The 12,476-nt window shown below is 59.2% G+C and carries 11 protein-coding genes; 3 read left to right on the top strand and 8 right to left on the bottom strand.

Annotated features, from left to right (window positions below; genetic code table 11):
- Nucleotides 1-194 precede the first annotated feature (194 nt).
- Nucleotides 195-659 carry an Eco29kI family restriction endonuclease gene (locus PGC08_RS01450; protein ID WP_442868144.1) on the top strand — a complete coding sequence of 155 codons (465 nt, stop codon included), beginning with the start codon at nt 195-197 and terminating at the stop codon, nt 657-659.
- 152 nt (nt 660-811) lie between these two features.
- Here the strand turns inward: PGC08_RS01450 and PGC08_RS01445 are convergent, their stop codons facing one another.
- The 8 genes from PGC08_RS01445 to PGC08_RS01410 all read right to left on the bottom strand — a co-directional run bounded on the left by PGC08_RS01445 (nt 812) and on the right by PGC08_RS01410 (nt 10,350).
- Nucleotides 812-1,966 (bottom strand): DUF262 domain-containing protein, encoded by a 1,155-nt coding sequence (locus PGC08_RS01445; protein ID WP_271709330.1) that lies wholly within the window; start codon nt 1,964-1,966, stop codon nt 812-814.
- Entirely contained in the window at nt 1,966-2,754 is a 789-nt protein-coding gene (locus PGC08_RS01440) for an FRG domain-containing protein (protein ID WP_271709329.1), read from the bottom strand. Before PGC08_RS01440 ends, PGC08_RS01445 begins: the two co-directional genes overlap by 1 nt.
- 214 nt (nt 2,755-2,968) lie before the next feature.
- Nucleotides 2,969-4,123, bottom strand: coding sequence for a CoA transferase (locus PGC08_RS01435; protein WP_271709328.1), 1,155 nt, complete (start codon nt 4,121-4,123; stop codon nt 2,969-2,971).
- Between the two features lie 9 nt (nt 4,124-4,132).
- Entirely contained in the window at nt 4,133-5,002 is an 870-nt protein-coding gene (locus PGC08_RS01430; RefSeq protein ID WP_271709327.1) for an FAS1-like dehydratase domain-containing protein, read from the bottom strand.
- A gap of 1 nt (nt 5,003) precedes the next feature.
- Nucleotides 5,004-6,182, bottom strand: a complete 1,179-nt coding sequence (locus PGC08_RS01425; RefSeq protein WP_271709326.1) for an acyl-CoA dehydrogenase family protein — start codon at nt 6,180-6,182, stop codon at nt 5,004-5,006.
- A 14-nt stretch (nt 6,183-6,196) separates the two neighbouring features.
- A complete protein-coding gene (locus tag PGC08_RS01420; protein WP_271709325.1) occupies nt 6,197-7,345 on the bottom strand; it encodes an acyl-CoA dehydrogenase family protein in 1,149 nt (382 codons plus the stop codon).
- Nucleotides 7,346-7,438: 93 nt separating this feature from the next.
- On the bottom strand, nt 7,439-9,157 hold the full coding sequence (locus PGC08_RS01415) for a FumA C-terminus/TtdB family hydratase beta subunit (protein ID WP_442868143.1): 1,719 nt from the start codon (nt 9,155-9,157) through the stop codon (nt 7,439-7,441).
- Nucleotides 9,158-9,162: 5 nt separating this feature from the next.
- Nucleotides 9,163-10,350, bottom strand: coding sequence for a CaiB/BaiF CoA transferase family protein (locus PGC08_RS01410; RefSeq protein WP_271709324.1), 1,188 nt, complete (start codon nt 10,348-10,350; stop codon nt 9,163-9,165).
- Between the two features lie 154 nt (nt 10,351-10,504).
- Here PGC08_RS01410 and PGC08_RS01405 point away from each other — a divergent pair, with 154 nt between their 5' ends.
- The gene (locus tag PGC08_RS01405; protein ID WP_164743140.1) at nt 10,505-11,185 is read left to right on the top strand and encodes a GntR family transcriptional regulator; all 681 of its coding nucleotides are present in this window, start codon (nt 10,505-10,507) and stop codon (nt 11,183-11,185) included.
- Nucleotides 11,186-11,431: 246 nt separating this feature from the next.
- Nucleotides 11,432-12,475, top strand: coding sequence for a TRAP transporter substrate-binding protein (locus PGC08_RS01400; RefSeq protein WP_271709323.1), 1,044 nt, complete (start codon nt 11,432-11,434; stop codon nt 12,473-12,475).
- The last annotated feature ends 1 nt before the right edge of the window (nt 12,476 follow it).

Genomic DNA, 12,476 nt, shown 5'->3' with positions numbered 1-12,476 from the left:
ACAAGTCTCGCTATGATTATCACTTCACGAACATCAGGCTAGAGCAAGACATTGCGTTCGATCCACTTTCGTACGAAAACCTCGGAGAAAGTATATCCCGGGCACTCGACCAGCGCCCAGTTGTACCAATCAATAATCTTCCGAATTTCAGCGGTCAAGGAATATACGCATTATACTATTCGGGAAACTTCCCCTTGTACAACACGATTGCCGAAAAAAATCGACAAACTGCTGGAACATGGCCACTATATATCGGTAAAGCTGAGGCCCAAAGCGAAAGGAAAGGAGACCCAGACCAGAAAAACATCTTGGATGGAAATCGTTTAAAAAACAGGATTTCATCTCATCGAACTTCCATAGCACAAGCAACCAATGTAGATATCTGCGATTTCTCCGTTCGATACCTTGTGGTCGCACCAACCTGGGTCCCGTTGGCAGAAATCGTCTCTATCAGGGAGCATACACCGGTATGGAATTCTCTTTTGGATGGCCTTGGCAACCACGCGCCGGGAACAGGCAGAAAAGATATGCAGCGCCCGAAATGGGACATGATCCATCCCGGACGACCATGGGCTGCGAAACTAAGAGATAATGATAAATCCGTTGAAGAACTAGAAATTGAAGTTCACGACTTCATAGCGCAGCGATCATCTAGGTGATCGAAAGATCGTCCGGCTCAATGGTCACTCACGCCACAGAGCTATAATGAGTCAGATCAGAATGCGAGAGTGTAGCCGTACCCATACGGGCACTTAATAGTGAAATTCAAGACGCTCGGCCGTCTCCAGCCCGTTAACACAAATTGTCAACATTAGATACTGTCCGATTCGATATCATCCATTTCAGGGAAAAAGTCTTCCTCGACCTCGACTAACTGCTCGTACCATGCAGGCCCGCCTTCGTTCTCCACAAAGGCCACCAAGATCTCGGAGCGTCGCATTAAGGCAGCCCCATCATTCGTCGATTGCACGAGAGAATTGTACTCAATCAGATAGTCACTCTCTTGGCCTGGGCCCTTCCGCTCATCCCGAGCCCCCGCCTCTCGGCGCGCACTTTCAAAGCGAACAAGAGCATCGCGGGACACGACTCGGGAAAAATTCGCATTGCGAAAAGAAAGATAATAGACGACAACAGTTCCGATTGAAGCCAGCAAGCGGTCGTCTTCCTGAAACACCGGCCTCATCGATCTAAGAAGGCCGGAAGCTTGACTGAAATACCACTCCATTCTATCTGAAGTAATTCGCGGCGACTCTCCGCGCGTGTCCTGAAAGAGCTTGTACAGCGTAGCGGCTTTAGTGTCCGTCACGTGCCCCAGCACATCAAACTGGTGCTCTATAGCAAGAAACTTCGCCGCCAATTCGCGATACTTGTATCTTGCGTTCCGTATCGGCGACGACTCTCTCAGCAGATCATGTTCGGCGAGCTCGTTAGCGGCTTTTTTAGTCGGCCCACTCAGCGAGTTCCTGCGCTCAGCTGCATTCAAAGAACTCGATGCATTTAGACGCTGAAACATTTCTTCAATCAAGTCGTCACTGTCGCTTTCGACTCTAACAATCGGCAACTGGTATTCAAGAAAACGACGAGCCAAAAGTGGATATTGCTGATCTAGCTCATCAAGGGTCATACCGGCAGCGCTCACAGACAAATCCTCAAAAAATATAAACTTGTCATCTAATGCGAGTTCGTTATCAAGGAAGGATATGACTGCTTCCAGCCTCTGCTTCCCGTCTATGACCGAATACTGGTAAGTGAGGCCGTCGGCGTTTAGATTATGTGAGCTATTGGCCTCGAAATATAGCTTAGGTATGTCGAGTCCGTTTATGATGGAATCTATGAGCGTTCGTCTTGTATCAGTTGACCATATACCCCCCTCTCGTTGATAAGGCGGATCTAAGTTTACAACGGACCTCAAGCGATTAAACCTCAGTAGCGTGATCTCATCTAATAGCGCGGTGCGTATTCTCATTAGAACCCCTTCGTCGCGCCATTTTTTATTCGCGCTGCAATCCGGTCAAGGTCGCGGTATATAGTCACATTGTTATAACCAAGTATTTCGAGCTCGTCCCGCAATTGTCGTTTCGCTTTTCCTGGAATTGAAAAATTTCGAGTTGCACGAGAGCTGCGCAGCGGCTCCCCGTCTCGCGCTCCCTGGGGGGCCTGTTCGATTGTAAAGGTTCCAGCTTGGAATCTAATCCTGTCGAATGCCATTGGGGCTATCACAGCTCTTGGCTTCGATGGATTTTCGTTATCTCTTCCCGGCCGATAATACTCAAGCCGACCTTCCGCGTCAGAAAGAAGCTTAGGATGCCCCTGATCGCTGTCGCCGGCTTCCTTGTTCAGGTCATGCGGCCATAGGATGTTGAGTTCTCCGTCAGGCTCAGTTTCTTCCGGCAAATTTGTCGTTTCCAGCTCTATTGCAAAGTACAAGGCGACAAGCGGATTCTGAGTCCAATCTAAAAGTCGCGTCGGGAGGCCATGATGCTGTGAGAACGACACCCACCCCCACTCATCCAAGGAGTGCGACGCTCCGGAGATCGCAGTTTCTTGCCTGAATCGTGCGAGCATATTTCGTTCATCTGATCTGACCCCTGCCGTCCTGAAGGCCGAGGCGGTCAGTAGCCAGGTGTGATCTCTATGCCCCCGATACCAAATCTCGCGCTCATCAGCAGTATAGGGTGCGAGCACGCTTAGCAGGTCAGCAATGGATGATATGGAGGGCTGCACGCTGACTTTGTCTTGAGTGTCGTCGATCACCCTGTCACAGTAGCATCGGTTTTCCTGTTTCCGTAGAGATTTGAGCTGTCATCGCCTTTGTTCATGTCTTCTTTTAAGTTGCATGAGGTCGACCACCCTAGTGCCCTTATCATCGAATACATGTAACGTGCGTTTATAAACTATTCTTTGTTCGAGGTTGGTCGTTGGTCATTTTTGATCAAGATTCACATCGGACATCAACCTGGTAAAATCCTCAATTCTCAAGTTTCGCCAAAACACTCTCCGTATCCCCACCCAGCCTAGGAGCAGGAACGGCCACACCCGCAGGCGACCCTGAGAACGCCAACGGCACCCGTGGCGCCAGCACAGTCCCCACTCCTGGCTGCTCAATCTCACCGAACAGCGGGTTCTCCAACGAACACCATGGATCGTTGTTGACGAGCTCTTCAAACGTCTGGAACTCCCCTTGCAGCACACCTGCACCACTCAACGCTTCTGCAGCCTCACCGGCCGTGTGTGAGGCGAACCACGAACGCAGCACCGCATCGATGGCCTCGCGAGCCTCGAACCGACCGCCCTCAGTCGAGAGGTCGACATCGAGCATTGGCCCGATCATCTCAAGCTTCTCGCTCAGCCCCGTCGCCTTCCCCAGCCCCCGCCAGTGCTTGTTCGAGATGACGGCAACCATGATCTCGCGACCATCCGAGGTCTTAAACGATTGCCCATAGGCACCATAGAGTCCATTGCCCAACGGCCCACGCGTCTTCCCGGTCGCCTGCACCTCGGCGATGTAGCCAAGGTTGCCGACAGTCGCGAGCATAACGTCAGACAGGGCGAGGGTGATCTCCTGCCCCTTCCCCGAGGACCGACGATCCAGCTCAGCAGCCATGATCCCGTTCGCAATATAGAGCCCCGCGGCGACGTCCCAGGCCGGCAGAGCATTGTTGACGGGACGCTCGTCATCGCCGGTAATAATCGGGAAGCCGCTGGCCGCATTGATCGTGTAATCCACGGCCGGCTTCCCATCATGGGAGCCGTTGAGCCGCAGCATGACGAGGTCTTCGCGGTGCTGGGAGAGGTTCTCGTAGCTCAACCATCCACGGGCGGGCAGGTTCGTGACCAGGGTGCCCGCCTCGGCGATGAGGTCCGTGGCGATCTTCTGACCCTCCTCAGACTTGAGATCGAGGGTCACCGAGCGCTTGCCCTTGTTCAGGCTGGCCCAGTAGATGCTCGTCCCGTCATCGCTGATCGGCCACCGGTTGGCGTCGATGTTGCCGCCGATCGGGTCGATGCGGATGACGTCGGCACCCAGCTGCGCCAGGGTCATCGCCCCCAAAGGTGCTGCGACGAAGGCGGAGATCTCAATGACCTTGAGTCCGGCCAGTGGTGCGGGTCGTGTCTCAGACATGGGTGCTCCTCAGCTCTCTGCTGTTGTCACGGTGGCGGCGATGGCGGTCTTGCTATCAGGTCCGATGGCTTCGAGTTCGTACACGCCGGCATCTGTGCGACGTCCGACGAGGTGGATCTGCTCGTTCGCGAACAGGGGTGACTTCGCGCGGAAGTCGTACGTCGCGACCGTGGCCTCTGGGTGGTTCTTCATGAATGCGTCGAGCAGGAGCGTGGCGGTCAGCGGGCCGTGGGTGACGAGTCCCGGGTAGCCTTCGACGCCCGTCACATACGGGTGGTCGTAGTGGATGCGGTGGGAGTTGAACGTCAACGCCGAGTAGCGGAAGAGGGTGACCTCGTTTGGTCGCACCGAGCGCACCCAGCCCCATCCCTCCGGTGCAGGTGAATCGGCCCGAGCTGGTGCCGCCGTGGATCCCTCCGGCGCCGAGGTGGCTTCCCGGTAGACGATCGTGTGTCGATCCGTTGTCGCGAGGTTTCCATCGGCGGAGACTTCGTGGCGGAGGATGACGAAGCATAGGCGACCACTGCCGCCGGTCTTCTCCGTAATCGATTCGATGGTCGTCGTCCGTGACAGCTTCTGCCCGGCGAGAATCGGTGAATGGAACTGCAGGTTACTGCCGGCCCACATGCGCCGAGGCAGTCCGACCGGGGGCATGAATCCGCCGAGCTTCACGTGACCGTCTGTTCCCAGCTCGCTCATCGGAACGTCGTCTTCGGCGAAGTGCAACCAGTGTCCCACTGGGAACAGCTTCGCTGGCTCGGTCGACGACGATACGTCCTGTTCGAGCAACGTAGCCAAGCGGGCAGCACTGACGCTCGAAGCAATGTCTTCTTCGGTGCTGGATCGGCCGACCCAGTCCTGCAGATTGATCTCAGTCATGTCAACGTCCTAACAGTTCATCGGAGATGATGCGCATCTGGATCTCAGACGAGCCCTCGAAGATCTTCGTCAACCGGGCATCACGCCAGTGACGTTCGACGGCAAAGTCCTTCGTGTACCCGGCACCACCATGGATCTGCACGGCCTCCGAGGTGACCTTCTCCGCCATCTCAGCCGCGAGGTACTTGACCATGGCAGCCTCCTTGTCACAGCGTGCACCAGAATCGATCTGTGTACACACGTGATACATCAAAGCACGGCTGGCTTCGATCTGGGCCGCCATGTCAGCGACCTTGAACCGCAGATGCTGGAAATCAGCCAGGGGGTGACCGAACTGGACCCGCTGCTTCAAATACGCAATCGAATCCTCCAATGCCGCCTGTGCCAAACCAATCGACCTGGCCGCCGTGTGAGCACGGCCCACTTCGAGTCCTGAGACGGCTTGGTAGAAGCCACGATCTTCCTCACCGAGCAGTGCTTCGGCTGGCAGGTGGAAGTCGTCGAAGGCCAGATCCCAGGTCTTCCATCCGAAGTACCCGATCTTCTTCACCGCAGTCCCCGACATACCCTCAGGGAACTCACCACGATTCTTCTCCACGAGGAATGCCGAGATTCCCCGGTGGCGTTTGGCCTCATCGGTCGAGGTGCGGGCAAAGAGAATCACATAGTCGGCCTGATCGGCGAACGTGCACCACATCTTCGTGCCATTGATGACCCAGCCGCCATCCTCGGCACGGGTGGCCTTGCAGCGGATGTTGGCGACATCGGATCCGGCTTCTGCCTCGGACAGGGCGAAGGCGCCGAGGTATTCGCCTGTGGCGACCTTCGGCAAAAGGCGGGCTTCCTGTTCAGGAGAGAAGCCACCGCCCATCCCGTTGCCCCGAGCCAGCAGTCCACCCACGCTCATCCAGGCTCTGGAGAGTTCTTCGGCGACGAGGCAGTACTCGAAGACGCCGAGTCCCAGGCCCCCGTATTCTTCGGGGATGAGGATACCGAAGAACCCCATATCGGCCATCTGCTTGATGAACCAATCGGGGAACTGCCCCTCGATCGGGTCAAGCTCATTGGCCAGCGGCAGGACGACATCGTGGGCGAACTCGCGGGCGAGCGCCTGGATCTCGAGCCTGTCCTCGGTCATGAAGTGCGGGGTGTTCGGCCTAGGCCTGGGCTTATGCGTCATAGTGAGACTCCTTCTCAGGCCTTGTTGCGGCCGATGAGCTGCTTGGCGATGACGCCGAGCTGGATTTCGTTGGTGCCCTCGCCGACGATCATCAGCGGAGCATCACGGTAGTAGCGTTCGACGTCGTACTCGGTGGAGTATCCGTAACCGCCATGGACACGGATAGCGTCAAGGGCCACCTCGGCGGCCATCTCTGAGGCGTAATACTTGGCCATACCCGCTTCCATGTCCACGCGATCACCGGAATCATAGGTGCGAGCGGTGTGGAGGACGAGCTGACGGGCGGCCGCGAGCTTCGTGGCCATCTTCGCGAGCTGATTGCCCACAGCCTGGTGCTTCCAGATGGGCTTGCCCATGGACTCGCGTTCCTGGGAGTACTTCACCGCGTCATTGAGGGCAGCCTGGGCCACGCCGAGTGAGCGGGAGGCCACCTGGATGCGGCCGATCTCCAAGCCCTTCATCATCTGCTTGAAGCCCACGCCCTCCTTCTCACCGAGCAGTTGGGACTGCGACTGGCGCAGGTTCTCGAACACGAGCTCGCAGGTCTCGACACCCTTGTAGCCCAGCTTCGAGAGGTTCTTCGACACGGTGAAGCCCTCGGCCTTTTCGACGAGGATGATCGAGATGCCCTTGTGTCGAGGTTCGGCACTCGGGTCGGTCTTGACGAGCAGGGCGATGAGGTCGGACTTGCGGGCGTTGGTGATCCAGGTCTTCGACCCGTTGATGACGTAGTCCTCGCCGTCCTTGGTCGCGACGGTGCGCATGGCCTGCAGGTCGGAGCCGCCGCCGGGTTCGGTCAGGGCCATGGTCGCGCGCAGTTCGCCGGTGGCCATGCGCGGCAGGTACTTGTCCTTCTGCTCGGCCGTGCCGTATTCGGCGATGAGCTTGGCGACGACGGTGTGCCCGCCCATGGCCCCGGCCAGGGACATCCACCCGCGGGCCAGTTCCTGCGTGATGAGCGCGTAGGCCTCGGTCGAGACCTTGCCCGGGCCCCAGGGTTCGTCGATCGCGAGACCGTAGATGCCCATGTCCTTCATGGTCTGGATCCACTTCTCCGGGTATTCGTCGGCGTGCTCGACCCGGTTGACGTGGGGTTTGACGTCGTGGTCGATGAACTCGGCGACCGTGTCGATCATCATCTGCTCTTCGCTGCTGACTGCCATGTCGAATTCCTTATCCTCTGATGCTGAAAATTCTTTTCAATGCCTCGCCGAGGTGGCCCGGCGTGGCCGTGTTCGTTGTGGTCCGTGCCGTGTTCAGTCCAGGCGGGCGCCGTCCTTGGCTGTGCGTGTGCGTCCGAGTCCGATCGTGGTGTCGGGTCCGGTGGTGTCGAAGAAGTCGTGGCCTTTGTCGTCGGTGATGATGAAGGCCGGGAAGTCCTCGACCTTGATCCGCCAGACCGCCTCCATCCCAAGGTCTTCCATGTCGAGGACCTCGACGGAGGTGATGCAGTCCTGGGCCAGACGTGCCGCGGGTCCGCCGATGGAGCCTAAGTAGAAGCCGCCGAACTCCGCGCAGGAGTCCTTGACCTGTTTGGACCGGTTGCCCTTGGCGAGCATGATCATCGATCCGCCGGCTTCCTGGAACTGCCGCACGTAGGTGTCCATCCGTGAGGCAGTGGTCGGCCCGAACGATCCCGAGGGCATTCCCTCGGGTGTCTTCGCCGGTCCCGCGTAGTAGATCGGGTGGTCTTTGAAGTAGTCGGGAAGTTCGCCGCCCTCATTGAGACGCTGTCGCAGGTTGGCGTGGACGATGTCGCGGGCCACGATCACCGTGCCCGTCAGCGAGAGCCGGTCGCCGACTACGAGCCCACTCAGCTGGGACTGGAGTTCGGGCATGGGTCGGTCGAGGTCCACCTCGGTGACGTTGCCGGATTCGATCTCCTCGACCCGGCCCATGGAGGGCAGGAACCGTGCGGGATCGTGTTCGAGCTCTTCGATGAAGACGCCGTCTGAGTTGATGCGGGCGATGATCTGCCGATCGGCTGAGCAGCTGACGGCGATTGCGATCGGCAGGGATCCGTTGTGGCGTGGGAGTCGGACGACGCGTACGTCGTGGCAGAAGTACTTGCCGCCGAACTGGGCGCCGAAGCCGAGCGTCTGGGTCAGCTTGAACACGGTGTCTTCGAAGTCCGTGTCGCGGAAGCCGTGACCCAATGTTGCGTCACCAGTGGTGGGCAGGTCGTCGAGGTAGTGGGCGCTGGCGAGCTTCGCGGTCTTGAGCGTGAACTCCGCTGAAGGCCCTCCGATGACGACCGCGAGGTGGTAGGGCGGGCAGGCCGCGGTGCCCAGGGTGGAGATCTTCTCGGCGAGGAACTTCAGCATCGAGTCCTCGTTGAGCACGGCCTTCGTCTCCTGGTAGAGGAAGGATTTGTTCGCACTTCCCCCGCCTTTGGCCATGAACAGCAGCTCGTAGTCATCGGCCGGGCTCAAGCCGACTTCGATCTGCGCGGGCAGGTTGGTGCCCGTGTTCTTCTCTTCGAAGAGGCTGACCGGGGCGAGCTGGGAGTAGCGGAGGTTGAGTTCCTCATAGGCCCGGTGGATGCCGGCCGAGAGATGTTTGGCGTCGTCACCGTCGGTGAGCACATTGGGTCCGCGTTTGGCGGAGACGATCGCGGTGCCGGTGTCCTGGCACATGGGCAGGATCTCTCCGGCCGAGACCGAGGCGTTCTGCAGCAGGTCCAGTGCGACGAAGACGTCGTTGGCGCTGGCTTCCGGATCGTCGATGATCGCGCGCAGGCTGGCCAGGTGGTCGGTGCGCAGGTAGTGGGAGACCTCTTTGAACGCGACCTCGGCGAGGTCGGTCAGCGTCGACGGTGCCACCTGCAGGAAGGACCTGGACTGGCCGGCCACATCGGCGTGGACCGTTTCGACTCCGTCGATGTCGAGGCGCCGCATGGCCGGGCCGTCACCGTGAGTGGGCAGCAGCGGAGTGTAGGCGACGGTGGAAGCTGCGGGTGCGGATTGATCGGCCATGGCGTTCAGATGGCTCCTTCACGATGGAGTTCGGCAACCTTCTCCGGGCTGAATCCGAGATCACCGAGGATGGACTCCGTATGGTCGCCCACGTCGGGAATCGGGTCCATCCGAGGAACGACACCGGACATTTCGACCGGGGGCACGAGCATGGAGATCGGTCCCACCGGGGAGCCGACATCCTGCCAACGGTCACGTTCGACCAGCTGCGGGTGATCGGCGATCTCGGTCATGTCGCGCTGTCGCGAGTGTGCGACCTTGGCAGTTTCGAGGAGCTCATCGCACTGCGCACCGGTGAAGTCGGCGAAGACTTCTTCGATGATGGTCTGGAGTTCGTCCCTGTGGGCGTATCGGTGGGCGGCCCGGTCGAAGCGTTCGTCGGTGACCATGTCATCGCGGCCCAGGACCTGGATGGCGAAGCTCTTCCATTCGCGTTCGTTCTGGATTGCGAGCATGATCTGGGTTCCGTCGCCGCAGGTGAAGGCACCATAGGGGGCGATGGCGGCATGGGAGGTCCCTGCCCGGGTGGGGCGGGTGCCGCTGCCGTGGGTGAAGTAGAGGGGGTAGCCCATCCATTCGACGAGGGAGTCGAAGAGGCTGATTTGGAGGGTGGCGCCTTCGCCTGTCTTCTCACGGTTGAACAGGGCGGTGAGGATGCCGGAATAGGTGTACATGCCGGCGGAGATGTCCGCCGTTGAGATCCCCGTCTTCGCGGGGTGATCCTCGGTCCCTGTCACGGAGACCAATCCTGCTTCGGCCTGCACAAGTGCATCGTATGCCTTGGCGTTCTTGTACGGCCCGTCTGGTCCGTATCCGGAGATCGAGGCGTAGATGAGTCGGTCATTGGTCCCGCGCAGGTCATCGGCGCCGAAGCCCAAGCGTTCGGCGGCTCCGGGGGCGAAGTTCTGGATGAACACGTCGGCCTCGGCGACGAGGCTCTTGAGAATCGCTTTGCCCTGCGGGTGCTTGAGGTCGAGGCTCAGGCTCTCCTTGTTGCGGTTGAGCCATACGAAGTGGCTTGCCATGCCGTTGACGGTGGTGTCGTAGCCGCGGGCGAAGTCTCCGGTTCCGGGGCGCTCGATCTTGATCACGCGCGCACCCAGATCGGCGAGCTGCCTGGAGGCGAACGGTGCCGCCACGGCCTGCTCGCAGCTGATGACGGTGATACCGGACAACGGAAGTTCGGCGTGCACGGGGCCTCCACAACGAGATTTCATAAGCTTTCCACGACAGAATACATCATTCTCTGGATCATGCATTATTCACGCTGAAACCTTGCAGCGGGATACACTTCACGAAGCGAAGGCAATTGGCGAGGCACGACGAGCGGCGACGGAAGGCTGTGGAGTGGAGCAGGAATCAGCATCGACGAAGCGGGACAAGATCGTCCTGGGCCTGCGTCGGAAGATCCTCGGCCGCGAGCTCGAACGCGGTGAACGATTGCGTCAGGACGAGGTCGCCGAATGGTTCAAGGCCTCGATCACTCCTGTCCGCGAAGCCTTGCGCATCCTCGAATCCGAAGGCCTCGTATCCTCCGAGGCCCATCGCGGCGTGCGCGTGGCCGGCGTCGACGTCGACCGCCTCAAATCTCTCTTCGTCACACGCAAACTGACCGAGACCTTCGCCATCGCCCGCGCCACGACCCGGATCTCCCGTCACGAGCTGCGCCAGGCCGAGAAGCTCCTCGAGGCACTGGACTCCGCCAGCGAAGAGGGCGATGCCATGGGCCGCAACACCCGCAACGAGGAGTTCCACTTCTTCTTCTACGATCGGTGCGGACTCCCGGCCCTGCGCGATGACATCGCCACCCGGTGGCGGGCCTTTCCCTGGGATCTCACCCTCGACAGTTCGGACCGACTCAATCAGGTCCACAGTGAGCACCAGGCCATCGTCGATGCTGTGAAACGCATCGATCCGGACGCTGCGGCGAAGCACCTCGGCGATCACATCACCAATGGATTCCTGCGCCTGGCCGAGTCCACGGCCGGTGAGCCGATCTCCGACCCCTTCGATTTCGACGCGGACTGAGCAGCCCCACTCCCCCGTTCTCTGTATCCATCGCCCTTGGATTCCCACATCTCAAGAAATAATGCATTCTTTGGTAGATAATATTGGAAATCGACTGATTCTCGTCTAAGCTCAAATCGTTTGACTCCTTGTGTGACTCAGCGCACCGCCAAGGCACGTTGCCGTGCATTGTGCAGCAGACTGCGATGTCTGCACTGGTCACCTCGGAGACTGACATGACACTGGTCTCGATTACTGGAGCTGACGATGACGTCGATACGACGACCCAGGTGGAAACCGCTGGTTGCCTGCCTGTCGATCTGCCTGCTGGCCCTGAGCGGGTGCAATCCCGCGCGCAGCGGCAAGCAGGAGAAGTTCGAACTGCGCTTCGCCCATGTGACTTCGACGAGCACGCCGAAGGGACTCGCCGCTGACTTCTTCGCCAAGCAGATCGAAGAGAAGTCCGATGGCCGCATCCAGGTCGAGGTGTTCCCGAACTCGGAACTCTACGGCGACAAGGACGAGATGCAGGCGCTGCAGTCCAACGCCGTGCAGATGCTCGCCCCGGCGAGCGCGAAGTTCACGACGATCGCGCCGAGCCTGCAGGTTCTCGACTTGCCGTTCATTTTCGATCACCCGGATGAGATCCCGGAGATCGTCAGTCCCGACACCGAGATCGGCAAGGCCATCTACGCTAACCCCGACCTCGAGGCCAATGGACTGAAGGTTCTGGGCCTGTGGGATTCGGGAATGAAGCAGATCCATTCGAACAATGCGACGCTGTCCCCGGATGACATGAAGGGCAAGAAGTATCGCATCCAACCTTCGGACGTGCTGCGCACTCAGTTCGAGACCTGGGGCGGAATCCCGTCGCCCCTGGCCTTCGCCGAGGTCTACAACGGACTTCAGCAGGGACTCATCGACGGTGGTGAGAACACATACTCGAACATCGAGTCGCAGAAGATGCACACCGTCCAGAAGTACGTCACCGAACTCAATCACGGTTACATCGGCTACATCCTCACCGTGAACAAGCGCTGGTATGACGAACTGCCCGATGACCTGCAGGCCGTCGTCGACGAATCTGCCGATGAAGCCTCCGCATTCAACCGGCAGGAGTCGCAGAAGGTCAACGCGGAGTCGAAGCGACTCATCGAGGAATCCGGTGGCACGAAGATCGTCGTGCCCACGAAGAAGGAGCGCCAGTCGTTCAAGGACATGGTGGTGCCCTCGGAGTACGAGAAGTACCGGGATGTCATCGGCCCCGAGGTCGTTGACGAGCTCCTGCAGCGTGACAAGGAACGGGAGTGAC

The sequence above is a fragment of the Brevibacterium sp. BDJS002 genome, assembly GCF_028201555.1.
Classification (GTDB): domain Bacteria; phylum Actinomycetota; class Actinomycetes; order Actinomycetales; family Brevibacteriaceae; genus Brevibacterium; species Brevibacterium aurantiacum.
This window is presented reverse-complemented; position numbering and strand designations above follow the sequence as displayed.

Coding starts and splice junctions, on each gene's coding strand:
- PGC08_RS01445 (WP_271709330.1), bottom strand. CDS start 1,966: ATGAGAATACGCACCGCGCTATTAGATGAGATCACGCTACTGAGGTTT.
- PGC08_RS01435 (WP_271709328.1), bottom strand. CDS start 4,123: ATGTCTGAGACACGACCCGCACCACTGGCCGGACTCAAGGTCATTGAG.
- PGC08_RS01430 (WP_271709327.1), bottom strand. CDS start 5,002: ATGACTGAGATCAATCTGCAGGACTGGGTCGGCCGATCCAGCACCGAA.
- PGC08_RS01425 (WP_271709326.1), bottom strand. CDS start 6,182: ATGACGCATAAGCCCAGGCCTAGGCCGAACACCCCGCACTTCATGACC.
- PGC08_RS01420 (WP_271709325.1), bottom strand. CDS start 7,345: ATGGCAGTCAGCAGCGAAGAGCAGATGATGATCGACACGGTCGCCGAG.
- PGC08_RS01415 (WP_442868143.1), bottom strand. CDS start 9,157: ATGGCCGATCAATCCGCACCCGCAGCTTCCACCGTCGCCTACACTCCG.
- PGC08_RS01400 (WP_271709323.1), top strand. CDS start 11,432: ATGACGTCGATACGACGACCCAGGTGGAAACCGCTGGTTGCCTGCCTG.